The 24,183-nt window shown below is 58.2% G+C and carries 19 protein-coding genes; 13 read left to right on the top strand and 6 right to left on the bottom strand.

What is annotated here, in order from left to right; translation table 11 throughout:
- The first annotated feature begins 62 nt into the window (after positions 1 to 62).
- From coaBC to slmA, 3 genes are all read left to right on the top strand, one after another.
- A complete protein-coding gene (gene coaBC / locus SOM40_RS00490) occupies positions 63 to 1,274 on the top strand; it encodes a bifunctional phosphopantothenoylcysteine decarboxylase/phosphopantothenate--cysteine ligase CoaBC (protein WP_320530868.1) in 1,212 nt (403 codons plus the stop codon).
- Entirely contained in the window at positions 1,252 to 1,710 is a 459-nt protein-coding gene (dut, locus tag SOM40_RS00485) for a dUTP diphosphatase (protein WP_032615705.1), read from the top strand. Before coaBC ends, dut begins: the two co-directional genes overlap by 23 nt.
- Positions 1,711 to 1,827: 117 nt before the next feature.
- Positions 1,828 to 2,424 (top strand): nucleoid occlusion factor SlmA, encoded by a 597-nt coding sequence (slmA, locus tag SOM40_RS00480; protein ID WP_320530841.1) that lies wholly within the window; start codon positions 1,828 to 1,830, stop codon positions 2,422 to 2,424.
- Between the two features lie 49 nt (positions 2,425 to 2,473).
- Here slmA and pyrE read toward each other — a convergent pair whose 3' ends face one another.
- Together pyrE and rph are read right to left on the bottom strand one after the other, a co-directional pair.
- Positions 2,474 to 3,115, bottom strand: coding sequence for an orotate phosphoribosyltransferase (gene pyrE / locus SOM40_RS00475; protein WP_320530840.1), 642 nt, complete (start codon positions 3,113 to 3,115; stop codon positions 2,474 to 2,476).
- A 70-nt stretch (positions 3,116 to 3,185) separates the two neighbouring features.
- Positions 3,186 to 3,902 (bottom strand): ribonuclease PH, encoded by a 717-nt coding sequence (gene rph / locus SOM40_RS00470; protein ID WP_106995435.1) that lies wholly within the window; start codon positions 3,900 to 3,902, stop codon positions 3,186 to 3,188.
- A gap of 124 nt (positions 3,903 to 4,026) precedes the next feature.
- Here rph and SOM40_RS00465 point away from each other — a divergent pair, with 124 nt between their 5' ends.
- The 3 genes from SOM40_RS00465 (at position 4,027) to SOM40_RS00455 (ending at position 7,785) form a co-directional block, all read left to right on the top strand.
- Positions 4,027 to 4,890 carry a YicC/YloC family endoribonuclease gene (locus tag SOM40_RS00465; protein ID WP_106995434.1) on the top strand — a complete coding sequence of 288 codons (864 nt, stop codon included), beginning with the start codon at positions 4,027 to 4,029 and terminating at the stop codon, positions 4,888 to 4,890.
- Between the two features lie 174 nt (positions 4,891 to 5,064).
- Positions 5,065 to 7,002, top strand: coding sequence for an acyltransferase family protein (locus SOM40_RS00460; RefSeq protein ID WP_320530839.1), 1,938 nt, complete (start codon positions 5,065 to 5,067; stop codon positions 7,000 to 7,002).
- 165 nt (positions 7,003 to 7,167) lie between these two features.
- A complete protein-coding gene (locus SOM40_RS00455) occupies positions 7,168 to 7,785 on the top strand; it encodes a trimeric intracellular cation channel family protein (protein WP_106995520.1) in 618 nt (205 codons plus the stop codon).
- Here the strand turns inward: SOM40_RS00455 and ligB are convergent.
- Positions 7,782 to 9,452 (bottom strand): NAD-dependent DNA ligase LigB, encoded by a 1,671-nt coding sequence (gene ligB / locus SOM40_RS00450; protein ID WP_320530838.1) that lies wholly within the window; start codon positions 9,450 to 9,452, stop codon positions 7,782 to 7,784. The two genes, SOM40_RS00455 and ligB, sit on opposite strands and share 4 nt — an antisense overlap.
- A gap of 251 nt (positions 9,453 to 9,703) precedes the next feature.
- Here ligB and gmk point away from each other — a divergent pair, with 251 nt between their 5' ends.
- Genes gmk through recG form a run of 5 tightly spaced genes read left to right on the top strand, consistent with a single transcriptional unit; the run spans position 9,704 to position 15,566 of the window.
- On the top strand, positions 9,704 to 10,327 hold the full coding sequence (gene gmk, locus SOM40_RS00445; RefSeq protein WP_166181116.1) for a guanylate kinase: 624 nt from the start codon (positions 9,704 to 9,706) through the stop codon (positions 10,325 to 10,327).
- 54 nt (positions 10,328 to 10,381) lie between these two features.
- A complete protein-coding gene (gene rpoZ, locus SOM40_RS00440; protein WP_032615688.1) occupies positions 10,382 to 10,657 on the top strand; it encodes a DNA-directed RNA polymerase subunit omega in 276 nt (91 codons plus the stop codon).
- A 19-nt stretch (positions 10,658 to 10,676) separates the two neighbouring features.
- Positions 10,677 to 12,791, top strand: coding sequence for a bifunctional GTP diphosphokinase/guanosine-3',5'-bis pyrophosphate 3'-pyrophosphohydrolase (spoT, locus tag SOM40_RS00435; protein ID WP_106995430.1), 2,115 nt, complete (start codon positions 10,677 to 10,679; stop codon positions 12,789 to 12,791).
- Between the two features lie 4 nt (positions 12,792 to 12,795).
- Positions 12,796 to 13,485, top strand: coding sequence for a tRNA (guanosine(18)-2'-O)-methyltransferase TrmH (gene trmH / locus SOM40_RS00430; RefSeq protein ID WP_106995429.1), 690 nt, complete (start codon positions 12,796 to 12,798; stop codon positions 13,483 to 13,485).
- 2 nt (positions 13,486 to 13,487) lie between these two features.
- Entirely contained in the window at positions 13,488 to 15,566 is a 2,079-nt protein-coding gene (gene recG, locus SOM40_RS00425; RefSeq protein WP_166181111.1) for an ATP-dependent DNA helicase RecG, read from the top strand.
- Here recG and gltS read toward each other — a convergent pair whose 3' ends face one another.
- Positions 15,567 to 16,769, bottom strand: coding sequence for a sodium/glutamate symporter (gene gltS, locus SOM40_RS00420; RefSeq protein ID WP_106995427.1), 1,203 nt, complete (start codon positions 16,767 to 16,769; stop codon positions 15,567 to 15,569).
- A 223-nt stretch (positions 16,770 to 16,992) separates the two neighbouring features.
- Here gltS and SOM40_RS00415 point away from each other — a divergent pair, with 223 nt between their 5' ends.
- Complete coding sequence (locus SOM40_RS00415) at positions 16,993 to 18,384, top strand: nucleobase:cation symporter-2 family protein (RefSeq protein ID WP_320530837.1); 1,392 nt, start codon at positions 16,993 to 16,995, stop codon at positions 18,382 to 18,384.
- 119 nt (positions 18,385 to 18,503) lie between these two features.
- Positions 18,504 to 20,216, top strand: coding sequence for an AsmA family protein (locus SOM40_RS00410; RefSeq protein ID WP_320530836.1), 1,713 nt, complete (start codon positions 18,504 to 18,506; stop codon positions 20,214 to 20,216).
- Between the two features lie 92 nt (positions 20,217 to 20,308).
- Here the strand turns inward: SOM40_RS00410 and yicI are convergent, their stop codons facing one another.
- Both yicI and SOM40_RS00400 read right to left on the bottom strand, forming a co-directional pair.
- Positions 20,309 to 22,627: an alpha-xylosidase gene (yicI, locus tag SOM40_RS00405; RefSeq protein WP_320530835.1), complete on the bottom strand. Its 2,319-nt coding sequence runs from the start codon at positions 22,625 to 22,627 to the stop codon at positions 20,309 to 20,311.
- 12 nt (positions 22,628 to 22,639) lie between these two features.
- The gene (locus tag SOM40_RS00400; RefSeq protein ID WP_320530834.1) at positions 22,640 to 24,034 is read right to left on the bottom strand and encodes a glycoside-pentoside-hexuronide family transporter; all 1,395 of its coding nucleotides are present in this window, start codon (positions 24,032 to 24,034) and stop codon (positions 22,640 to 22,642) included.
- Between the last annotated feature and the right edge of the window lie 149 nt (positions 24,035 to 24,183).

The raw sequence follows: 24,183 nt of genomic DNA, 5'->3' as shown, positions 1-24,183 counted from the left end.
ATGCATTTCGGATTGTGATAAAATGCCCACCTCTCTGGTGAACCCAACAGGAAAGAATCATGATGAGCCTGGCCGGTAAAAAAATCGTTCTCGGCGTCAGCGGCGGCATTGCAGCCTATAAAACGCCGGAACTGGTGCGCCGTTTGCGCGAGCGCGGCGCGGACGTGCGGGTGGCAATAACCGAAGGGGGCAAAGCGTTCATTACCCCCCTGAGCCTGCAGGCCGTTTCGGGCTACCCGGTGTCGGACAGCCTGCTCGATCCGGCGGCGGAAGCCGCGATGGGCCATATCGAGCTGGGTAAGTGGGCAGATTTAGTTATCCTTGCCCCGGCCACCGCCGATCTTATCGCTCGCGTGGCCGCCGGTATGGCCAACGACCTGGTGACCACCATCTGCCTGGCTACCCCGGCGCCGGTCGCCGTGGTGCCTGCCATGAACCAGCAGATGTACCGCAACGCGGCCACCCAGCATAACCTGGCAACTCTGGCTTCCCGCGGTCTGCAGATCTGGGGGCCGGACAGCGGCAGCCAGGCCTGTGGCGATGTCGGCCCGGGCCGCATGCTGGATCCGCTGGCGATTGTGGATCTGGCCGCCAGCCATTTTTCACCTGTCAACGATCTGCAACATCTCAGCATCATGATTACCGCGGGTCCAACGCGTGAGCCGTTGGATCCGGTGCGCTATATCACTAACCAAAGCTCCGGCAAGATGGGCTTTGCCATTGCCGCCGCCGCCGCGCAGCGCGGCGCCAGGGTCACGCTGGTCAGCGGCCCGGTGTCGCTGCCAACGCCGCCGCGGGTGCAGCGCATCGACGTGACCACCGCACTGGAGATGGAAGCGGCCGTTCAGACGCACGCGCAACAACAGCAGATTTTTATTGGCTGCGCCGCCGTGGCGGACTACCGTGCAGCGGCCATCGCGGATGAGAAAATTAAAAAGCAAGGCGATGAAATCACAATAAAAATGGTGAAAAACCCGGATATCGTTGCCGGGGTCGCCGCGCTAAAAGATCGTCGGCCTTACGTTGTTGGGTTTGCCGCTGAAACGAATAATGTGGAAGAATATGCCCGGCAAAAACGTACCCGCAAAAACCTCGATTTGATTTGCGCGAACGACGTATCGCTGGCCACCCAAGGATTTAACAGCGACAGCAACGCACTGCACCTATTCTGGCAGGATGGAGATAAAGTCTTACCGCTTGAGCGCAAGGAACTCCTGGGCCAACTATTACTGGACGAGATCGTTACCCGTTATGATGAAAAAAATCGACGTTAAGATTCTGGACCCGCGTGTTGGTCAGGAATTTCCGCTGCCGACCTATGCCACTTCCGGCTCTGCCGGTCTTGATCTGCGCGCCTGCCTCGACGCCGCCGTAGAGCTGGCACCGGGCGCCACCACGCTATTGCCGACCGGTCTTGCAATTCACATTGCCGATGCCTCTCTGGCGGCGGTGATCCTGCCGCGTTCCGGCCTGGGCCATAAGCATGGTATTGTGCTGGGCAATCTGGTGGGACTGATCGATTCTGACTATCAGGGTCAGCTGATGGTCTCCGTCTGGAACCGTGGTCAGGACAGCTTCACCATTCAACCCGGCGAGCGTGTTGCCCAGATGGTATTCGTCCCGGTGGTACAGGCTGAATTTAATCTGGTAGAAGACTTTGACGCCACCGATCGTGGCGAAGGCGGCTTCGGCCATTCCGGGCGTAAATAAACCCGGCTAAACGCATTCCACAATCTAATAACGTATTAACAAACCGCAAACAGACGTTTGCGGTTGTTGTGTGGATGTCAGCCTGACAAGCGCTTATTTTCAGGGGTATTTTGTAACATGGCAGAAAAACAAACTGCGAAAAGGAATCGTCGCGAAGAAATACTTCAATCTCTGGCTCTGATGCTTGAATCCAGCGATGGCAGTCAACGCATCACCACTGCGAAACTGGCCGCCTCTGTGGGCGTGTCGGAAGCGGCGCTGTACCGTCATTTCCCCAGCAAAACGCGAATGTTCGACAGCCTGATCGAGTTTATCGAAGATAGCCTGATCACGCGTATCAACCTGATCCTGAAGGATGAAAAAGACACCACCGCGCGGCTGCGTCTGATTGTCCAGCTGATCCTCGGTTTCGGAGAGCGCAATCCGGGGTTAACCCGTATCCTGACCGGCCACGCGCTGATGTTTGAGCAGGACAGGCTGCAGGGGCGGATTAACCAGCTTTTCGAACGTATCGAAGTGCAGCTGCGCCAGGTATTACGTGAAAAGAAGATGCGTGAAGGCGAGGGATACAGCATTGATGAATCGCTGCTTGCCGGGCAGGTGCTGGCCTTCTGTGAAGGGATGCTCTCCCGCTTTGTGCGCAGTGAATTCAAATATCGTCCAACGGACGATTTTGATGCCCGCTGGCCGTTAGTCGCCGCGCAATTGCAGTAGCGGAAACAGCATTCAGGCCCGGTAAGCACAGCGCCACCGGGCAAGAAACTCAGACGCCGTACTCTTCGCGATAGGCACGCACTGCTGCCAGGCTCTCTGCCATCTCCGGCTTCTCTTCCAGATAGGCAATCAGGTCTTTCAGGGTGATGATTGAGGTCACCTTGCAGCTGTAGTCACGCTCCACTTCCTGAATGGCAGAAATTTCACCACGGCCACGCTCCTGACGGTCCAGCGAGATCAGCACGCCCGCCAGCGTCGCGTTGTTGGCCTTGATAATCTCCATCGATTCACGAATGGCGGTACCCGCAGTGATCACATCATCCACCAGCATAACCCGGCCCTGCAGCGCGCTGCCGACCAGATTCCCACCTTCGCCGTGGGTTTTGGCCTCTTTGCGGTTAAAGCAATAAGGCACATCGCGATCGTGATGCTCCGCCAGTGCCACGGCGGTGGTGGTGGCAATCGGAATGCCTTTATAGGCCGGGCCAAACAGCAGGTCGAATTCTATCCCGGAATCTACCAGCGCTTCGGCATAGAAGCGGCCTAACAGGGCCAGATCGCGCCCGGTATTAAACAGCCCGGCGTTAAAGAAATAGGGGCTCTTGCGCCCGGATTTCAGCGTAAATTCGCCAAACTTAAGGACCTGCTTGCTAAGCGCAAACTCAATAAACTGGCGCTGATAGGGTTTCATGGGTTTACTCCTCATCTGACTTTGCTTTTCTACGGACAAAAAAAAGGCGACTCATCAGTCGCCTTTAAAATCAATTTTCTAACGCCGCCTTCTGCGTCGTTACGATGGATTCGATTCCCTCTCGGGCTAACGCCAGTAGCGCCAGAAGCTCTTCATGGGTAAACGGCTCACCTTCTGCGGTGCCCTGAACTTCGATGATACGACCATCTTCGGTCATCACCACGTTCATATCGGTCTCTGCTGCAGAATCTTCAACGTACTCCAGATCGCACAGCGCTTCGCCCTTGACGATACCCACAGACACCGCTGCCACCATACCTTTCATCGGGTTAGTTTTCAGCTTACCGGCCGCAACCAGTTTGTTCAGGGCATCGGCCAACGCCACACAGGCACCGGTAATGGAGGCCGTGCGTGTGCCGCCATCCGCCTGGATCACGTCGCAGTCGAGGGTGATGGTGAACTCGCCCAGCGTTTTCAGATCAACCGCAGCGCGCAGCGCACGAGCGATCAGACGCTGGATTTCCATGGTGCGACCACCCTGTTTACCTTTCGCCGCTTCGCGGGCGTTACGGGTATGGGTGGAGCGTGGCAGCATGCCGTACTCGGCAGTGATCCAGCCCTGACCCTGGCCTTTCAGGAAGCGCGGCACGCCCTCTTCGATGGAGGCGGTGCACAGCACTTTGGTGTCACCAAATTCAACAAGCACAGAGCCTTCAGCGTGTTTTGTATAGTTACGGGTCAGGGTGACGGGGCGCACCTGGTTGGCGCTACGACCTGATGGACGCATGATGATATCTCCGGCTTGAAACGAATGTGGCTGCGCATTATACGGATTAAACGCGCTTATTCCTATCCTGAGAAAGCCCCGAAAGCTATAATCCCCCCATCTCTCCTCAAAAACGGAAATGTCTATGATCCGCAGTATGACCGCCTACGCCCGCCGTGAAATCAAGGGTAGCTGGGGCAGCGCTACCTGGGAAATGCGCTCGGTAAACCAACGCTATCTTGAAACCTATTTCCGTATGCCTGAGCAGTTCCGCAGCCTTGAGCCCGTGGTTCGTGAGCGTATCCGGTCTCGTCTGACGCGCGGTAAGGTTGAATGCAACCTGCGTTTTGAACCCGATGCGAGCGCGCAAGGGGAGCTGATCCTCAATGAGAAACTGGCTAAACAGCTGGTGAACGCCGCTAACTGGGTCAAAATGCAGAGCGACGAAGGCGAAATCAACCCGGTTGATATTCTGCGCTGGCCTGGGGTGATGGCGGCTGGCGACCAGGATCTGGATGCGATTACCGCTGAGATCCTTTCTGCACTGGACGGCACGCTGGACGATTTCATCGAGGCCCGGGAAACCGAAGGCCAGGCGCTGAAAGCGCTGATCGAGCAACGCCTGGAAGGCGTGAGCGGCGAAGTCGTGAAAGTCCGTTCCCATATGCCAGAGATCCTGCAGTGGCAGCGCGAGCGTCTGGTTGCCAAGCTGGAAGACGCCGAAGTTCAACTGGAGAATAACCGTCTCGAGCAGGAACTGGTGCTGATGGCCCAGCGTATTGATGTTTCCGAAGAGCTGGACCGTCTGGAAGCGCACGTCAAAGAGACCTACAACATTCTGAAGAAGAAAGAGGCCGTCGGTCGCCGTCTCGACTTTATGATGCAGGAGTTCAACCGTGAATCGAACACCCTGGCATCGAAATCGATCAACGCCGATGTTACTAATTCTGCGATTGAACTGAAGGTGCTGATTGAACAAATGCGTGAGCAGATCCAGAACATCGAATAAGCATTAACAGACACCGATTTGTTATTAATGGTCCCACTCAGGGACCATTTTTATTTAATAGCCATAAGAATTTACTGTCTGCTTCAGGCGCATCAGAACATAAGCACTCTTTTCCTGATTTTGATAGAATGCAGGCCGCATTCCTTATTCAGATCGTCCTTTTCAGGAAACCTAATGGCAAACATCAACTTATCATTAGAGGGCGTCTCCAGCCTCTCAGTTGACCGCGATTTCAGGCAGGACATCAACCTGCTGCGCGGAATAGCCATTCTTTCTGTTGTTTTTTATCACTTTACCGCCACCCTGCTGCCCGGCGGTTTCGCGGGCGTGGATGTGTTTTTCGTGATCTCCGGTTTTCTGATGACCAAAATCATCGCCACCGGCCTGGAACGCAACCGCTTTAACCTTATTCAGTTTTATGCCGCGCGCTGCAAAAGAATAATTCCCGCCCTGCTGGCGATGTGTCTGGTTATCGCCGTAGCGACCTTTTTCTGGCTACCGACAAATGAGTATAAAAAGCTCGGAAACTATATTGGCTATGCCGCTCTGTTTATTTCTAACCTGAAACTCAACAAAGAGACCGGGGACTATTTTGCCCTCGACTCGCATGAGAACTGGTTTTTACATACCTGGTCTTTATCCGTTGAATGGCAATTCTACCTGGTATTGCCGTTTATTATGATGGGCTTATATCCCCTCAGGAAAAAGCTCAACACCGGCCTCTGTCTGCTGGTCCTCACCATCGCGTCCTTTATGGTGAGCATGACACAAACCTCCACAAACCCGGCCACCAGCTTTTATCTGATGCCGTATCGTGCCTGGGAGATGCTGTGTGGCGGGCTGGTCTGGTACGCCGCACAGCGTTTTATCCTGCCGTTAAAGCTGCGGCCATTTACGGCGATCGCGGGTTACGCCATGATCCTGCTATCCCTCGTGTTCATCACGGCAGAGCAAGCCTGGCCTGGCCCGCTGACCTTACTCCCCGTCGCGGGTGCCATGCTGGTGATTTACAGCGACTACCAGCCGCTGGTGAGCCTGTTTGACCGCAATTTTCGCTGGGCCGGGCTAAGCTCATACTCCGTCTACTTATGGCACTGGCCCATTGCGGTATTCCTGATCTATTCCGGGCAACAGCATAATGGGCTGTGGGTGATGAGCGCGATTGCGCTCTCTTTTGCCGCCGGATGGCTCTCCTGGGTATTGATTGAGCAGCCCGGAAAGAACTACCTGAACCAGCGCTCGACCCGCGCTTTCTGGTTAATCCTGTTTGCCTGCGTGGTCGTCGCCTGGCTGTTCAGCTATCTGGTGAAAAACAATTTTATTGTCAGCCAGCCCGATCCGCTGGTGAACAAAATCGCGCTGGAAGCCACCAACAAAAACTATGCTGCTAACCCGAAAACGCACTTAAGCACTTACGGTACGGGTAAGCCTGCCGCCATCATTATTGGCGATAGCCATGCGGAAGCCACAGCAACCGCCCTGGCAGAAGCCGCGCAGGGCAAGGGCTCGGTTATCGGTATCACCTATTCCGGCTGCCCGACGCTGGCGACGGGTGAACTGAGCGAGAACAACCGATGCGGCGCATTCAATCGGTCCCTACCTTCACGGCTGCAGGATTATCCGTCAGATGTGCCGGTGGTGATCGTGAACCGCCTGACGCATTATGCTGAACAGCAGCTGGTGAAATTTGATACCCATTCGCCAGACAAGCAGGCGTACCTGCAACAGTATGCCGAGGCGATTGTCGGGATGGCGTGCACTCTGAATCGCTCGCATCCGGTCTGGCTGGTGAACCCGATCCCCGAGATGGCGCGTAACGTTCCCCGCACGTTATCCCATCGTCTGATGACCGGCAAAGCTACCCGCGATTTATCGGTTCCTCTGGCGGACTACGAGAAAAAGAACGCGGCCATTTTGCAGGCCCAGACGCGGGCGGCAAAAGAGTGCGGCGTTCAGGTACTGGATCCCACCGCCTGGCTCTGTACCGCGAGTCGCTGTATGGGCAGTAAAAATCTCCAACCCTGGTACTTCGACGATAATCACCTCAGTGAAACCGGTAATAAGATACTGGTACCGATGTTCCGCCAGGTTTTTAGCCGACCGCAGCAGTAAATACCAAATAAATCTAATGCGACATCAGTTTAAAAAACCTGATATCGCACTTATCACGCCAATCATCCATTAGTTAATCTAAGGAATGGCTACTCACACAAAAAAATCTAAATCGTGAGACAGCCCACAAAACGTTACCCTGACGGCCTTAATTTTGGGGGTAACATGCTGCTGCACATCCTGTATCTGATCGGTATCACCGCTGAGGCCATGACCGGAGCCCTGGCCGCCGGGCGTCGTCGTATGGACACTTTCGGGGTCATTATTATTGCTACGGCGACGGCGCTGGGCGGGGGCTCGGTCCGGGATATCCTGCTGGGCCACTATCCGCTCGGCTGGGTGCAGCATCCTGAATATGTGATTATTGTGGCTATTGCGGCCGTGCTGACCACCATCGTCGCCCCGGTGATGCCCCATCTGCGACGTCTGTTTCTGGTGCTGGATGCGCTCGGCCTGATCGTCTTCTCCATTATCGGTGCCCAGGTCGCGCTGGATATGGGCGAAGGCCCGGTTATCGCCACTATCGCAGCGGTGATCACCGGCGTGTTTGGCGGCGTCCTGCGGGACATGTTCTGCAAACGCATTCCGCTGGTGTTTCAAAAAGAGATCTATGCCGGGGTCTCCTTCGCTTCAGCGGTGCTGTACGTCGCCCTGCAGCATTACGTGAGCAACCAGGATGTGGTGATCATCTCCACGCTGTTGTTTGGTTTTACCGCCCGTATGCTGGCGCTGCGTTTAAAGCTGGGCCTGCCGGTCTTTTATTACCGCCACGACAGCCACTAAAACCCCTGCACGCCCTGCTCATTCAGCCAGCCGGTCAGGGCGTTAACGGTGGGGTGATGAACAAACTCCACCAGCCTGCGCGCTTTTTCCACGCCAATGCCCGGAACCTGCTGCCAGCCCAGCGGATCTCTGCTCTGCAACTGCTGCCAGTGACCATCCCCCAGCGCGCGCATGGCCACCCGGGGCAGAGGCACGCCAAGCGCATCCAGCCAGCGGGTAAAGGGCTGACGGCGCGCCAGGTTGAACTGATGCCAGAGCCGCAGGCCGCGCTGTGCCGAAAGACCGGGCGTATGCTGAAGTTGCTCCTGGGTGAGCGCCAGCCACGAAAACAGGTGCTCAAAATGATGTGCCTGATGAAGCACCTGCCAACCAGCGTCACCCAGTCCTTCGATGTTTAACACCGACGACGAACTCAGCCAGGCCAGCCGGGCCATAAACTGTTCGTGGCATTCCGGTGAGGCATAAAAACAGGTCAGCGGCGTAAAGCGTGACGCTGGCGGCGCAGGTTTTTTCCGTTCGCTCCCCCGCCAGACGACTTTATCCACCCGTGGGATCCCCTGCCCGGCCAGGCTGACCTGAACCTGATCGCCCGGCGCAATATCCAGCTCCTGCCAGCGCCTCACCGACCCCAGATTGACGCGCTGCACCCGTTTATCATCAAGCTGTACCGGCTCAAGTGTCGCAACCACCGCGATCCTGCCGGTACGCCCCACGGCGAAGGTGATAGCCCGAACCTCGGCGACACGGGCGGCCGGGGCATACTTCCACGCCACCACCCAACTGCCCTCCCCGGGCAGCCAGCGGCTGCCTGCAGGCTCCTGTGCCGAGCGGATCACGATGCCATCGGTGACAAAGGGCAGCGGCGACTTCAGCCAGCGATCGCGTATGGTTTCAGCCTCCTCCACTGAACCGATCGGCTGCGTCCAGGATTCGCTCAGGGTGAAGCCCGCCCGGGCTAACGCCTGCAGACGCTCACCCATCGGGGCAGGACCGTCCGGCCAGGCCCAGATAAAGATGCCGATGTGATCCAGGGCGGCGCTCTCATCCTGACGCATCATCGCCCCGGCGACTTTTGCCCGTGCATTCATACCGCCCATCTGCTGCTGGATATGATTATCACGGAGCAAGAAGAGCTCCCCCTGTAACACGCTGTCGGCGAGCGGGCCCGTCACCCGGGCAGGCACCGAGGCGATGCGCTTCACTTTTGCCGTCCAGTCTTCGCCTTTCAGCCCGTCGCCCCGGCTGGTGGCCTGCAGCAGGTGACCCTGACGGTAGACCAGCGTCACCGCCACGCCATCCACCTTAGGCTGGATCCACAGATCGCGATGCAAATGCATCCACTGCCGGAGTGCCGCTTTGTCGGCTACCTTCTCCACCCCGGTATGGCTGACCGGATGCCTGATCGAACCGCCCGCAGGCAACAGCGTATCTGTTGCCGTCTCATCGCCAAAGCAGTGCCGCCACTGTTTCAGCCGCGCAGCCAGCTGGTCATATATTTCGTCGTTTACGTCGCTGACGCCCTGCTGCCAGTAGGCTTTATCCCAGCGAGCTATTTGCGCGCTGAGCCGGGCGATCTCCTGCTCTGCCTGCGCGGGTGACCAGACCGGGCATACCGCCAGGCCGCAACTGCTCCAGAGCAGCATGAGTACACCAAAACATCGCCACATCGTTATCCCTCCCTGTTTTACGGAGGGTATAACGCGGTATGACATCGCAGGCGACAGGCAAAAACAGACTTTACGAGCCGTCATCAGGACTTTGTTTCTGTTGCAGCAAACAGCGTAGAAAAGTGGAAAAGGGAGAGCAAAAATCAACTAAGAAGCGGAAAAAGTGTGACAAAGGCTACGTCACGAAGCGGCGACGTGTATAATAAGCCCGTATGTAGGACTTTCTTCGCTAACACATACAAAAGACTCTCATGGCTCAAGGCACGCTTTATATTGTTTCTGCCCCTAGTGGCGCGGGTAAATCCAGCCTGATTCAGGCGCTGTTAAAAACCCAACCGTTGTACGATACCCAGGTATCGGTTTCCCACACCACGCGCGCGCCGCGTCCGGGTGAGGTGCACGGTGAACACTATTTCTTTGTTGATCACGACGAATTCAGAGCGATGATTGGCAGGGATGCGTTTCTTGAACACGCGGAAGTCTTCGGTAATTACTACGGCACCTCACGTGAAACTATTGAGCAGGTGCTGTCGACCGGCGTAAACGTGTTCCTGGATATCGACTGGCAGGGCGCGGAGCAGATTCGCAAGAAGATGCCCGATTCGCGCAGTATCTTTATTTTACCGCCGTCGAAAGATGAGCTGGATCGCCGTCTCCGCGGCCGCGGCCAGGACAGCGAAGAGGTTATCGCAAAACGTATGGCCCAGGCAGTTGCGGAAATGAGCCATTACGCCGAATATGATTACCTGATTGTGAATGATGACTTTGACGCCGCCCTGAGCGATCTCAAAATCATCCTTCGCGCCGAACGTCTGCGTATGAGCCGCCAGAAGCAGCGACATGACGCATTAATCACCAAACTGTTGGCAGACTGAACCCACATTCAGTATCATGCCCAGTCATTTCTTCATCTGTGGAGCATTTTAAGTATGGCACGCGTAACTGTTCAGGACGCTGTAGAGAAAATTGGTAACCGTTTTGACCTGGTGCTGGTCGCCGCGCGTCGCGCTCGTCAGATGCAGTCAGGCGGTAAAGATCCACTGGTACCGGAAGAAAACGATAAAACTACCGTTATCGCATTGCGTGAAATCGAAGAAGGTCTGATCAACAACCAGATCCTTGATGTTCGTGAACGCCAGGAGCAGCAAGAGCAGGAAGCCGCAGAACTGCAGGCCGTTACCGCCATTGCTGAAGGTCGTCGTTAATTAAACCTGCGGGTCGCCCTTGTATCTGTTTGAAAGCCTGAATCAACTGATTCAAACCTACCTGCCGGTAGACCAGATTAAGCGTCTCCAGCAGGCGTATCTCGTTGCACGTGACGCTCACGAGGGCCAGACACGTTCAAGCGGTGAACCCTATATCACGCACCCGGTAGCGGTGGCCTGTATTCTGGCCGAGATGAAACTCGACTATGAAACGCTGATGGCTGCCCTGCTGCATGACGTGATCGAAGATACCCCCGCCACCTACCAGGACATGGAACAGCTGTTTGGCAAAAGCGTTGCCGAGCTGGTGGAAGGGGTCTCTAAGCTTGATAAGCTGAATTTCCGCGACAAGAAAGAGGCGCAGGCCGAAAACTTCCGCAAAATGATCATGGCGATGGTGCAGGATATCCGCGTCATTCTGATCAAACTCGCTGACCGTACCCACAATATGCGCACCCTGGGCTCTCTGCGCCCGGATAAACGTCGTCGCATTGCCCGTGAAACCCTCGAAATCTACAGCCCGCTGGCGCACCGTTTAGGTATTCATCACATTAAAACCGAGCTGGAAGAGCTGGGTTTTGAAGCGTTGTACCCGAACCGCTTCCGCGTGATTAAAGAGGTGGTGAAAGCCGCACGTGGTAACCGTAAAGAGATGATTCAGAAGATCCTCTCGGAAATCGAAGGACGCTTGCAGGAAGCCGGTATCCCCTGCCGCGTCAGCGGTCGCGAAAAACATTTGTACTCCATCTATTGCAAAATGGTGCTCAAAGAGCAGCGTTTTCACTCGATCATGGATATCTACGCGTTCCGCGTGATCGTCCATGACTCCGACACCTGCTATCGCGTGCTGGGTCAGATGCACAGCCTGTATAAACCGCGTCCGGGTCGGATGAAAGACTATATCGCTATTCCCAAGGCGAACGGATATCAGTCTCTGCACACCTCGATGATTGGCCCGCACGGCGTGCCGGTTGAGGTGCAGATCCGCACCGAAGACATGGACCAGATGGCGGAGATGGGTGTTGCCGCGCACTGGGCTTATAAAGAGCGTGGCGGCGAAAGCAGCACCACCGCACAGATCCGTGCCCAGCGCTGGATGCAGAGCCTGCTGGAGCTGCAACAGAGCGCCGGTAGCTCGTTTGAATTTATCGAGAGCGTTAAATCCGATCTCTTCCCGGATGAGATTTACGTTTTCACGCCAGAGGGGCGCATTGTCGAGCTGCCTGCTGGCGCAACCCCGGTCGATTTCGCTTACGCCGTGCATACCGATATCGGTCATGCCTGTGTCGGCGCACGTGTCGACAGGCAGCCGTACCCGCTGTCACAGCCGTTGACCAGCGGCCAGACGGTGGAAATCATTACCGCACCTGGCGCACGTCCGAACGCGGCGTGGCTCAACTTTGTCGTGAGCTCGAAAGCCCGCGCCAAGATCCGCCAGTTGCTGAAAAACCTCAAACGCGACGACTCCGTCAGCCTGGGCCGTCGTCTGCTCAACCACGCGTTGGGCGGCAGCCGCAAGCTGGCTGAGATCCCGAAAGAGAACGTCCAGCGTGAAATCGAGCGCATGAAGCTCGCTACGCTTGACGATCTGCTGGCAGAAATCGGTCTGGGTAACGCAATGAGCGTGGTGGTGGCGAAGAACCTGCAGCAGGGCGAAACCTCTGTGCCGCAGCCGTCATCAACCAGCCACGGCCATCTGCCGATCAAAGGCGCCGACGGCGTGTTGATCACCTTTGCCAAGTGCTGCCGACCGATCCCGGGCGACCCGATTATTGCTCACGTAAGCCCTGGTAAGGGTCTGGTTATCCACCACGAATCCTGTCGTAACATCCGTGGCTACCAGAAAGAGCCTGAGAAGTTTATGGCGGTGGAGTGGGATAAAGAGACCGAGCAGGAATTCATCACCGAAATCAAGGTGGATATGTTCAACCACCAGGGTGCGCTGGCGAACCTGACGGCGGCAATCAACACCGCCTCTTCCAACATTCATAGCCTGAATACGGAAGAGAAAGATGGCCGCGTTTACAGCGCCTTTATTCGTCTGACCGCGCGCGACCGTGTGCATCTGGCGAACATCATGCGCAAAATCCGCGTGATGGCCGACGTAATCAAAGTCACCCGTAACCGAAACTAGCGTTATGAATTCAACACGTTATGCCCGGATCTGCGAAATGCTCGCCAGGCGTCAGCCCGATCTGACGGTCTGCATGGAGCAGGTTCATAAACCGCATAACGTGGCTGCTATCGTCCGTACCGCTGATGCCGTCGGTGTGCATGAAGTGCACGCCGTCTGGAAAGGGACGCGAATGCGTCCCATGGCCTCGGCTGCCGCAGGCAGCAACAGCTGGGTGCAGGTCAAAACCCACGACAATATTGGCGACGCCATTTCGCACCTGAAAGGGCGCGGCATGCAGATTCTGGCGACCCATCTTTCCGACAAAGCCGTCGACTTCCGCGAGATCGATTACACCCGCCCGACCTGCATTCTGATGGGTCAGGAGAAAACGGGGATCACCCAGGAAGCGTTAGATCTGGCGGATCAGGACATCATCATTCCGATGACCGGTATGGTGCAGTCCCTGAACGTCTCCGTGGCTTCCGCGCTCATTCTGTATGAAGCCCAGCGCCAGCGACAAAATGCCGGGATGTACAAACGCGAGAACAGCATGCTGCCGGAAGACGAGCAGCAGCGTCTGCTGTTTGAAGGCGGCTATCCGGTGCTGGCCAATGTGGCGAAGCAGAAAAGATTACCCTACCCCCACGTGAATATGCAGGGCGAAATTGAAGCCGATGCGACGTGGTGGGCCACCATGCAAGCGACGAAATAATCATGCAAGGCCGCCTGCTGGATGCCGTGCCGCTCAATTCCCTGACGGGCGTTGGCGCGGCCCAGAGCAGCAAACTGGCAAAAATCGGCCTGCATACCGTGCAGGATCTCCTCCTGCACCTTCCCCTGCGTTACGAAGACCGCACCCAGCTCTATCAGATTGGCGAGCTGCTGCCCGGCATTTACGCCACGGTTGAAGGCGAAGTCCTGAACAGCAACATCACCTTCGGCGGTCGCCGGATGATGACCTGCCAGATCAGCGACGGCTCCGGCATCCTGACGATGCGCTTCTTTAACTTCAGCGCGGCGATGAAAAACAGCCTCGCCCCCGGGCGACGGGTACTGGCCTATGGTGAAGCCAAACGCGGGAAATACGGCGCGGAGATGATCCACCCCGAGTACCGCGTGCAGGGCGATCTCAGCACCCCGGAGATGCAGGAGACGCTGACCCCGGTCTATCCGACCACCGAAGGCATCAAGCAGGCGACGCTGCGCAAGCTGACCGATCAGGCACTGGAGCTGCTCGACACATGCGCCATTACCGAACTGCTGCCGCCCGAGCTGGCGCAGGGGATGATGAGCCTGCCGGAGGCGTTGCGCACCCTGCACCGCCCGCCGCCAACATTACAGTTAAGCGATCTGGAGAGCGGGCAACACCCGGCCCAGCGTCGACTGATTCTGGAAGAGCTGCTGGCGCATAACCTGAGCATGCTGGCGCTGCGCGCCGGTGCCCAGCGTTTTCACGCCCTGCCGCTCCCGCCCCAGGACGAATTAAAAGAGAGGCTGCTGGCCTCGCTGCCGTTTAAGCCTACCGGGGCGCAGGCCCGCGTGACCGCCGAGATCGAACGCGACCTGGCGCTGGACGTGCCGATGATGCGCCTGGTGCAGGGCGATGTTGGCTCCGGTAAAACGCTGGTGGCGGCCCTGGCCGCGCTGCGCGCCATTGCCCACGGCAGACAGGTGGCGCTGATGGCCCCGACCGAACTGCTGGCCGAGCAGCATGCGAATAATTTCCGCAGCTGGTTTGCCCCGCTGGGAGTTGAAGTGGGCTGGCTGGCCGGGAAGCAAAAAGGCAAGGCGCGACAGGCGCAGCAGGAGGCCATCGCCAGCGGTCAGGTGCAGATGATTGTCGGCACCCACGCCATCTTCCAGGAGCAGGTGCAGTTCCACGGCCTGGCGCTGGTGATCATTGATGAGCAGCACCGTTTCGGCGTGCATCAGCGTCTGGCGCTGTGGGAAAAAGGGCTCCAGCAGGGGTACCATCCGCACCAGTTGATCATGACCGCAACCCCGATCCCGCGCACTTTGGCAATGACCGCCTATGCCGATCTCGACACCTCCACCATCGACGAACTTCCTCCGGGCCGTACGCCGGTCACTACCGTCGCCATACCCGATACGCGCCGCAGCGACATCATCGATCGCGTGCGCAACGCCTGTCAGGAAGGCCGTCAGGCCTACTGGGTCTGTACCCTGATTGAAGAGTCGGATCTGCTGGAAGCCCAGGCGGCGGAAGCCACCTGGGAAGAGTTAAAGCTGGCCCTGCCGGAGCTGAACGTCGGGCTGGTGCATGGCCGGATGAAGCCTGCCGAGAAGCAGGCGGTGATGCAATCCTTCAAGCAGGGCGATCTGCATCTGCTGATCGCCACCACGGTGATTGAAGTCGGGGTGGATGTGCCTAACGCCAGCCTGATGATCATCGAAAACCCGGAGCGTCTGGGACTGGCGCAGCTCCACCAGCTGCGCGGCCGCGTCGGACGTGGCGCAGTGGCCTCACACTGCGTGTTGCTCTACAAAGCTCCACTGTCGAAAACCGCCCAGAAACGTTTGCAGGTGCTGCGCGACAGCAATGACGGGTTTGTAATTGCGCAACAGGATCTGGAGATTCGCGGTCCGGGCGAACTGCTCGGCACCCGCCAGACCGGTAACGCCGAGTTTAAAGTGGCCGACTTGTTGCGCGATCAGGGCATGATCCCCGAAGTTCAGCGTCTGGCACGCCATATCCATGAACGCTACCCCGACCAGGCGGCAGCGTTAATCGAGCGCTGGATGCCCGAGACCGAGCGCTACTCCAACGCCTGATCAGCCAAACATCGGCAACATCAGATACAGCTTGATCACCAGCGCGTTGACGATATCAATAAAGAACGCCCCCACCATCGGCACCACCAGAAACGCCATATGTGACGGACCGAAACGCTCGGTGATGGCCTGCATGTTAGCGATCGCCGTTGGCGTCGCTCCCAGCCCAAAGCCGCAATGTCCGGCCGCCAGCACCGCCGCGTCGTAGTTTTTGCCCATCATCCGCCAGGTCACGAACACTGCGTAAAACGCCATAAACAGGGTCTGCACGGCCAGAATCGCCAGCATCGGTAGCGCCAGCGAGGCCAGCTCCCACAGCTTGAGGCTCATCAGGGCCATCGCCAGGAACAGCGACAGGCAGACGTTACCCAGCACCGATACCGCCCGCTCAAAGACGCGATAAAAGCCCATCAGCGCCAGGCCGTTGCTGAGGATCACCCCCACGAACAGCACGCAGACAAAGGTCGGCAGTTCAAATGCGGACCCCACCAGCAGTTGCGCAATGATTTTACCCACCGTCAGGCAGATGGCGATCAGGGCGATGGTTTCGATCAGCACCAGAGAGGTGATCATCCGCCCGACGTCCGGCTTTTCGAACGCCGACGGCACCGCTTCATCTTCCGGGCAGCCGTTCGGCGTGGTGGAGTGCTTCACCAGATAGCGCGCCACCGGCCCACCGATCAGGCCGCCCAGCACCAGGCCGAAGGTGGCGCAGGCCATCGCCACTTCGGTAGCATTCTGGAAACCATAGCGCTCAACAAACAGCTTGCTCCACGCCGCCCCGGTGCCGTGCCCGCCCGAGAGGGTAATGGAACCGGCCAGCAGGCCCATCAGCGGGTCCAGCCCCAGCAGGGAGGCCATGCCGATACCGATGGCGTTCTGCATCACCAGCAGCCCGACCACCACAATCAAAAACACGCCCAGCACTTTGCCGCCTGCCCGCAGGCTGGCGAGGTTGGCGTTCAGGCCGATGGTGGCGAAAAAGGCAAGCATCAGCGGGTCTTTTAACGTCATATCAAAGTCGATTTCCCAGCCCATGCTCTTTTTCAGCACCAGCAGCGCAACGGCGGCCAGCAGCCCGCCCGCGACGGGCTCCGGGATGGTGTATTTTCTGAGAAGGGGGACACTGTGAACCAGTTTACGGCCAAGCAGTAAAACCAGTGTTGCCGCAACGAGGGTCGACAACGTATCGAGATGAATCATAGTGGGCTCCTTATATGACACGTGCTCCATGAAATGCGTGTTTTTCTGAACCCTTTGCGCGACTTAAGCGCAACCGGGAGCAGGAGTGTAATGAACTTTACCGTAGCGTGACAGAAAAGCCGTATTAAGCTGGGGGTTTTCTCTGCTATTTTTGCGAGCAATCGTTTGCTTTTCTCACCCACTCGGCTAAAATGCCCGCTTTTCTTCCTGGGGATCGCAGCAGATGTCCGTAAACGCCGTAGAACAGCAAGATGCGCAACCGATTGCGCAGCCGCATAACAGTGAACTGATTTACCGTCTTGAAGATCGCCCCCCGCTGGCGCAGACCTTGTTCGCCGCCTGTCAGCATCTGCTGGCGATGTTCGTGGCCGTCATCACCCCTGCCCTGCTGATCTGCCAGGCGCTCGGTTTACCGGCGCAGGACACCCAGCACATCATCAGCATGTCGCTGTTTGCTTCAGGCGTAGCCTCCATCATTCAGATTAAAGCCTGGGGTCCGGTGGGTTCCGGCCTGCTGTCGATTCAGGGCACCAGCTTTAACTTTGTCGCCCCGCTGATCATGGGCGGCACGGCGCTTAAAACCGGCGGCGCGGATGTCCCGACGATGATGGCCGCGCTTTTCGGCACCCTGATGCTGGCCAGCTGCACCGAGATGGTCATCTCCCGCGTGCTGCACCTGGCGCGCCGCATTATTACCCCGCTGGTCTCCGGCGTAGTGGTGATGATTATCGGCCTGTCGCTGATTCAGGTGGGTCTGACCTCCATCGGTGGCGGTTACGCCGCGATGGCTGACCATACCTTTGGCGCCCCGAAAAACCTGCTGCTGGCGGGCGTGGTACTGGCAATCATTATTCTGCTTAACCGTCAGCGTAACCCGTACCTGCGCGTCGCCTCGCTGGTGATCGCCATGGCCGCAGGCTATCTCGCCGCCTGGGGGATGGACATGCTGCCGCAGTCTGCCGCCACGACCGACAGCCCGCTGATCGTGGTTCCAACCCCGCTCTACTACGGCCTGGGCATCGACTGGAACCTGCTTCTGCCGCTGATGCTGGTCTTTATGATCACCTCCCTGGAGACCATCGGGGATATCACTGCCACCTCCGACGTCTCTGAGCAGCCGGTCTCTGGCCCGCTGTACATGAAGCGCCTGAAGGGCGGCGTGCTGGCCAACGGCCTGAACTCCTTTGTCTCCGGCGTGTTCAACACCTTCCCGAACTCCTGCTTCGGTCAGAACAATGGCGTGATCCAGCTGACCGGCGTGGCCAGCCGCTACGTGGGCTTTGTGGTAGCGCTGATGCTGATCGTGCTGGGTCTGTTCCCGGCGGTGAGTGGCTTTGTGCAGCACATTCCTGAGCCGGTGCTCGGCGGCGCAACGCTGGTGATGTTCGGCACTATCGCGGCATCAGGCGTACGTATCGTCTCCCGTGAGCCGCTGAACCGCCGTGCGATCATGATTATCGCCCTGTCGCTGGCAGTCGGTCTGGGTGTGTCTCAGCAGCCGCTGATCCTCCAGTTTGCCCCGGACTGGGTGAAAAACCTGCTCTCTTCCGGCATCGCTGCCGGCGGGATCACCGCTATCGTTCTGAACCTGATTTTCCCGCCAGAAAAGAACTGATCCCCCTTTACGGCAGCAGGCAACTGCTGCCGTAACCCAGAATTCCGCCCTTCCAGCCTTGAGCATTGCGTGTAAATCGTGCATAACTCCTTTATGTGCGTTTTACGTGATGGAAGACCATGAAATTTATTGGAAAGCTTCTCGTCGGTATTCTGGCCGTTGTGCTTATTGCGATCCTCGCGCTCTATATCCTGGTTCAGACCCGCTGGGGCGCGGCGCAGGTCAGCAGCTGGATCACGGTAAACACCGACTACGAACTCAATTTCGACCTGATGGATCACCGTTTCTCCTCACCGACACACCTGGTGCTGAAAAACGTCACCTTCGGGCGCGACGGTCAACCCGCCACTCTGGTGGCGAAAATGGTCGATATCGGCGTGAGCAGCCGCCAGCTCACCGATCCACTGCACATGGATACCATCACCCTGTTTGACGGCACGCTGAACCTCTCCCCGCAGACCGCCCCTCTCCCCTTCCAGGCCGATCGTCTGCTGCTGAACAACATGGCGTTTAACAGCCCGAATACCGCGTGGGATCTGAGCGCGCAGAAGGTGACCGGCGGCGTACGCCCGTGGGATCCTGAAGCAGGTAACGTGCTGGGTAAAAAAGCCAACATCCAGATTAGCGCCGGGTCGCTGACGCTGAACGGCGTACCGGCCAGCAACGTGCTGATCGAGGGCGAGCTGAGCGATAAAGAGGTGGTGCTGACCACCATCGGCGCCGACATGGCGCGGGGCTCGCTCACCGGTACCGCGCGACGCGATGCTAACGGCGGCTGGAAAGTGGACAACATGCGCCTGAACGATATCCGCCTGCAGAGCGATAAATCGCTGGCCGACTTTTTTGCCCCCATCACCACCCTGCCGTCGTTGCAGATTGGCCGCCTCGACGTGACCGACGCCCGCCTGCAGGGGCCGGACTGGGCGGTAACGGATCTCGATTTAAGCTTGCGCAACCTGACCCTGAGCCAGGGCGACTGGCAGAGCGAGGATGGTCGCCTGTCGATGAACGCCAGTGAATTTATCTACGGCTCGCTGCACCTGTTCGACCCGATCCTGAATGCCGAATTCTCTCCGCAGGGGATTGCCCTGCGCCAGTTCACCTCGCGCTGGGAAGGCGGGATGCTGCGCACCTCCGGCAACTGGTTGCGCAGCGGTAAAGCCCTGGTGCTGGATGATGTCGCCGTCGCCGGGCTGGAATACACCCTGCCGGAAAACTGGAAAACGCAGTGGGTGGAGACTCTGCCGGAATGGCTGCATAGCGTCACGCTGCGCAAATTCGGCCTGAGCCGTAACCTGGTGATTGACGTTGATTCTACCTTCCCGTGGCAGGTCACTGCCCTCGACGGCTACGGCACCAACCTGCAGCTGGCGAAAGATCGCCAGTGGGGCGTATGGGCGGGTACCGCTACCCTGAACGGCGCGGCGGCGACCTTTAACCGCGTGGACGTGCGCCGTCCGTCACTCTCCCTGACCGCCAACGCCTCGATCATTGCCATCAATGAGCTGAGCGCCTTTACCGAGAAAGGCATTCTGGAGGCGAAGGCCAGCGTCTCGCAGACACCGGTGCGGCAGACCACCATCAACCTGACCGGGCGCGGCGTGCCGTTGAACGTGATCCAGCAGTGGGGATGGCCAGCGCTACCGATAACGGGCGATGGCAATATTCAGCTCAACGCCAGCGGTAATGTGCAGAAAGATTCGCCGCTGAAGCCGACGGTTAACGGCAGGGTGAACGCGGTGAATATGGATAAACAGCAGGTCACGCAGACGATGACCGGTGGGGTGGTGAGTACGGTTGAGCAACAACCCTCACCCCTGCCCTCTCCCTAAAAGGGAGAGGGAGCAAACCCGTCCTCACCTGCTTAAAGATGGGCACTAACTATTCCCTCTCCCCTATGGGGAGAGGGTTAGGGTGAGGGGACTCAGAGATGAATCACCACCTCATCCCCCTCCGCTTTCACCACCACGCCCCACTCGCTTCCGCCATGTGACGCGCCTTTCACGCCGCTAATCTGCTGCACATTGCGCAAACAGACCGACCAGCCCCGCGCCTCGCCGTTCCCTTTTAACGTCAGGGTATCGCCGTTGCGCGTCGCGGTCAGGGTAAAGGCCACGGCACCGTTGGCCGCCGGCACGTCGCTCACCGCCGTGGCACCATCGTCCAGGTTAAACAGCTGGAAAGCCGTGCCCTCATTCCACGCATAGTCCGGCTTCTGGTCGTTGTTACCCAGTGCCAGCAGGGTGTTGTTGCGCACGTAGACCGGCAGGCTGCGGAACTCGTGCTGCTGTTTGTGCCAGCGGCTCCCCTGCACCTCGTCGTTATGCCACAGGTGCGTCCAGCGCCCTTCCGGCAGGTAGAACTGCACGTCGCCCGCCTCGCTGAACACCGGAGCCACCATCACCGAATCCCCCAGCATGTACTGGCGGTCGAGATAGTCACAGGCCGGATCGTCCGGGAACTCGAGCATCATCGCCCGCAGCATCGGGGTACCGAACTCACGGGCCAGCGCCGCCTGACGATAGAGGTACGGCATCATCCGGCATTTGAGCTGCGTGAAGTGGCGCACCACGTCACAGGACTCGTCGTCATACGCCCACGGCACCCGGTAGGATTTGCTCCCGTGCAGGCGGCTGTGGCTGGAGAGCAGCCCGAAAGCACACCAGCGTTTATAGACGTGCGCCGGGGCGGTGTTTTCGAACCCGCCGATATCGTGGCTCCAGAATCCGAACCCGGAGAGGCCGATCGACAGCCCGCCGCGCAGGCTTTCGGCCATCGACTCGTAGTTGGCGTAGCAGTCCCCGCCCCAGTGCACCGGGAACTGTTGCGCACCCACCGAGGCCGAACGGGCAAACAGTACCGCCTCCTCTTCGCCCACCGTCTCTTTCAGCACGTTCCACACCAGCTCGTTGTAGATGTAGGCGTAGTGATTGTGCATTTTCTGCGGATCGGAGCCGTCAAACCATTGCACGTCGGTCGGGATGCGTTCGCCGAAGTCGGTTTTGAAGCAGTCGACGCCAATATCCACCAGGCCTTTCAGCTTGTCGGCATACCACTGGCACGCTTCCGGGTTGGTGAAATCGTAGATCGCCAGCCCCGGCTGCCATTTATCCCACTGCCACAGGGAGCCGTCCGGGCGTTTAAGCAGATAGCCCTTCTCTTTCAGCTCCTTAAAGATCGGCGATTTCTGCCCGATGTACGGGTTGATCCACACGCAGACCTTGAGTCCTTTGTCCTTCAGGCGGCGGATCATCCCCTCCGGATCCGGGAAGGTCACCGGGTCCCACTCAAAATCGCACCACTGGAAGGCCTTCATCCAGAAGCAGTCGAAGTGGAAGACGTGCAGGGGCAGGTCGCGCTCCGCCATGCCATCGATAAAGCTGTTCACCGTCGCTTCGTCGTAGTTGGTGGTAAACGAGGTGGTGAGCCACAGGCCGAACGACCAGGCTGGCGGCAGCGCCGGACGCCCGGTGAACTGCGTATAGCGGTTGAGCACCTCTTTTGGCGTCGGGCCGTCGATGACGAAATACTCCAGATACTCGCCCTCGACGCTGAACTGCACTTTCGACACCTTCTCGGAGCCGATCTCAAAGGAGACGTTTTCCGGATGGTTCACCAGTACGCCGTAGCCGCGATTGGTGAGGTAGAACGGGATATTCTTGTACGACTGCTCGGTGCTGGTGCCGCCGTCGCGATTCCAGGTTTCGACCGTCTGGCCGTTGCGCACCAGGGCGGTAAAGCGCTCGCCGAGGCCGTAGACGGTTTCGCCCACGCCCAGATCCAGACGCTCGAACATATAGTTGCGATCGCTATTGCCGTCCTGCACGTAGCCGTTGTTTTTCAGCTGGCTGCCGGTAATGCGTTGACCGTTACGCAGGAAATCCAGCGCCCAGAACTCGCCTTTGGTGACGCGCACGCTGACGTTGCCGCTTTTCAGCTCGGCAAACTCGGCATTGTTTTCAATCTGTACGTTGACCTCTTTCAGGACGTTGAGCGGATAGTGTGGACCGTTATCCAGCGCGCCCTGGAAGTGCTCGATGCGCACCCCGACAATCCCCTCCTGCGGCGCAAACAGGCGCACCGTGAACATCAGGGTGTCGAGCTGCCAGGTGCGCTCGCGTACATCGCGCGGGGCGACATAGACCACCAGGTCGTTGCCCTGCTGCTCCACATCGAACACCTGCACCGGGTAGGTCACGTTCAGACCCGGTTGAATGAGCCAGTTTCCGTCACTGATTTTCATGCTTTCGTCCTCTTAGTTCTGCAATTCTTTGCTGACCGGCAGATTTTCAAATTCCTGCTGGTTACGACGCGCGCCCTGTGCCAGATCGTTCATGATTTTCATCAGGAATGGCGTTTTCAGGCTGTAGTAGCGTTTGGCGATCACCGCGCTCAGCAGGTAGCACGCGGCCGGGACCAGGGTAAACAGGGCAATGATGATGCTGATGGTGGCGCCGTTCTGGGTTTTGGCTGCGGCATCGTAGCCGCCGCCTGCCAGCATCCATCCGATTAACGCCCCGCCCAGGGCCAGGCCCAGCTTGAGCACGAACAGCGTGCCCGCAAAGCTGATGCCGGTGAGGCGTTTGCCGTTGGTCCACTCGCCGTAATCGACGGTATCGGACATCATTACCCACTGGATCGGCGTTACCAGCTGGTGCAGCACGCCAATCACGAAGATAAAGCCAAACATGGTGATGCTGGCCTGCATCGGCACGAAGAACATCGCCACGCTCGCCACCGCCAGCAGGGCGTTGGTCCACCAGAAGACGCTGACTTTGCACTTCCAGTCGGTGAGCGGTTTCGCCAGCGCGGAGCCGATCAGGTTGCCGACGCAGTAGGTAGTGAGGAAAGCGACGAACAGCTCCGGCGAGCCGAGGATCCAGGTGACGTAATACATCATCGCGCCGCCGCGAACGCAGACGGCGAGAATGTTGAGGATGGTGAGCAGCCCGACGATGCGCCACTGGTCGTTTTGCCAGATGTCGCGCAGATCTTCGCGCATGGAGGTGGTACTCGGCGGCACCTGGATGCGTTCTTTGGTAGTGAAGAAGCAGAACGCCAGCATCAGGAAGGCCACCACCGACAGCACCGCGATGCCGCCCTGGAAGCCGAGCGCTTTATCCTCGCCGCCAATCAGATTCACCAGCGGCATCATCAGCACCGTGGAGAGCATGCCGCCCGCCGTCGCCAGCACAAAGCGCCAGGACTGGAGGGAGATGCGCTGCGTCGGGTCGTTGGTGATCACACCGCCCAACGCACAGTAAGGGATGTTGACCACGGTATAGAGCAGTGTCAGCAGGGTGTAGGTGACGGCGGCGTAGATCATTTTGCCGTTCAGGCTGAGGTCCGGCGTGGTGTAGGCCAGCACGCAGACCAGACCAAACGGGATGGCGCCGAACAGGATCCACGGGCGGAATTTCCCCCAGCGGCTGCGGGTGCGATCGGCCAGCAGCCCCATGCAGGGGTCGGAGATGGCATCCAGCGCACGCGCCAGCAGGAACATGGTGCCGACGAACCCGGCGGGGATCCCGAAGATATCGGTGTAGAAGAACATCATGTAGAGCATGACGTTGTCGAAGATGATGTGACTTGCGGCGTCACCCATGCCGTAACCAATTTTCTCTTTGACGGACAAGACTTCGCTTTTCATTGTTATTCCTTCACGCGTAGGGCGCTGAGACCGGTTACAGTTTTTGTAAACCATTCACCCACGGGCAGGTATTGCGTTTTCTGGTTACGTTTTTACGTTTCTTGTTTTTTGTGATCGCGGTAAAAGTGCGGCGGCGGAAAATGTAACCT

Origin of the sequence: Leclercia sp. CFBP8987, assembly GCF_034044995.2 — a bacterium.
Lineage (GTDB): Bacteria > Pseudomonadota > Gammaproteobacteria > Enterobacterales > Enterobacteriaceae > Enterobacter > Enterobacter tamurae.
Note: the sequence above shows the minus strand (reverse complement) of the source record. Positions and strands in the feature narration are given on the sequence as shown.

Bases quoted from the DNA above. Each gene is read 5' to 3' on its own strand.
- coaBC (WP_320530868.1), top strand. From the start codon at position 63: ATGAGCCTGGCCGGTAAAAAAATCGTTCTCGGCGTCAGCGGCGGCATT.
- dut (WP_032615705.1), top strand. From the start codon at position 1,252: ATGATGAAAAAAATCGACGTTAAGATTCTGGACCCGCGTGTTGGTCAG.
- slmA (WP_320530841.1), top strand. From the start codon at position 1,828: ATGGCAGAAAAACAAACTGCGAAAAGGAATCGTCGCGAAGAAATACTT.
- pyrE (WP_320530840.1), bottom strand. From the start codon at position 3,115: ATGAAACCCTATCAGCGCCAGTTTATTGAGTTTGCGCTTAGCAAGCAG.
- rph (WP_106995435.1), bottom strand. From the start codon at position 3,902: ATGCGTCCATCAGGTCGTAGCGCCAACCAGGTGCGCCCCGTCACCCTG.
- SOM40_RS00465 (WP_106995434.1), top strand. From the start codon at position 4,027: ATGATCCGCAGTATGACCGCCTACGCCCGCCGTGAAATCAAGGGTAGC.
- SOM40_RS00460 (WP_320530839.1), top strand. From the start codon at position 5,065: ATGGCAAACATCAACTTATCATTAGAGGGCGTCTCCAGCCTCTCAGTT.
- SOM40_RS00455 (WP_106995520.1), top strand. From the start codon at position 7,168: ATGCTGCTGCACATCCTGTATCTGATCGGTATCACCGCTGAGGCCATG.
- ligB (WP_320530838.1), bottom strand. From the start codon at position 9,452: ATGTGGCGATGTTTTGGTGTACTCATGCTGCTCTGGAGCAGTTGCGGC.
- gmk (WP_166181116.1), top strand. From the start codon at position 9,704: ATGGCTCAAGGCACGCTTTATATTGTTTCTGCCCCTAGTGGCGCGGGT.
- rpoZ (WP_032615688.1), top strand. From the start codon at position 10,382: ATGGCACGCGTAACTGTTCAGGACGCTGTAGAGAAAATTGGTAACCGT.
- trmH (WP_106995429.1), top strand. From the start codon at position 12,796: ATGAATTCAACACGTTATGCCCGGATCTGCGAAATGCTCGCCAGGCGT.
- recG (WP_166181111.1), top strand. From the start codon at position 13,488: ATGCAAGGCCGCCTGCTGGATGCCGTGCCGCTCAATTCCCTGACGGGC.
- gltS (WP_106995427.1), bottom strand. From the start codon at position 16,769: ATGATTCATCTCGATACGTTGTCGACCCTCGTTGCGGCAACACTGGTT.
- SOM40_RS00415 (WP_320530837.1), top strand. From the start codon at position 16,993: ATGTCCGTAAACGCCGTAGAACAGCAAGATGCGCAACCGATTGCGCAG.
- SOM40_RS00410 (WP_320530836.1), top strand. From the start codon at position 18,504: ATGAAATTTATTGGAAAGCTTCTCGTCGGTATTCTGGCCGTTGTGCTT.
- yicI (WP_320530835.1), bottom strand. From the start codon at position 22,627: ATGAAAATCAGTGACGGAAACTGGCTCATTCAACCGGGTCTGAACGTG.
- SOM40_RS00400 (WP_320530834.1), bottom strand. From the start codon at position 24,034: ATGAAAAGCGAAGTCTTGTCCGTCAAAGAGAAAATTGGTTACGGCATG.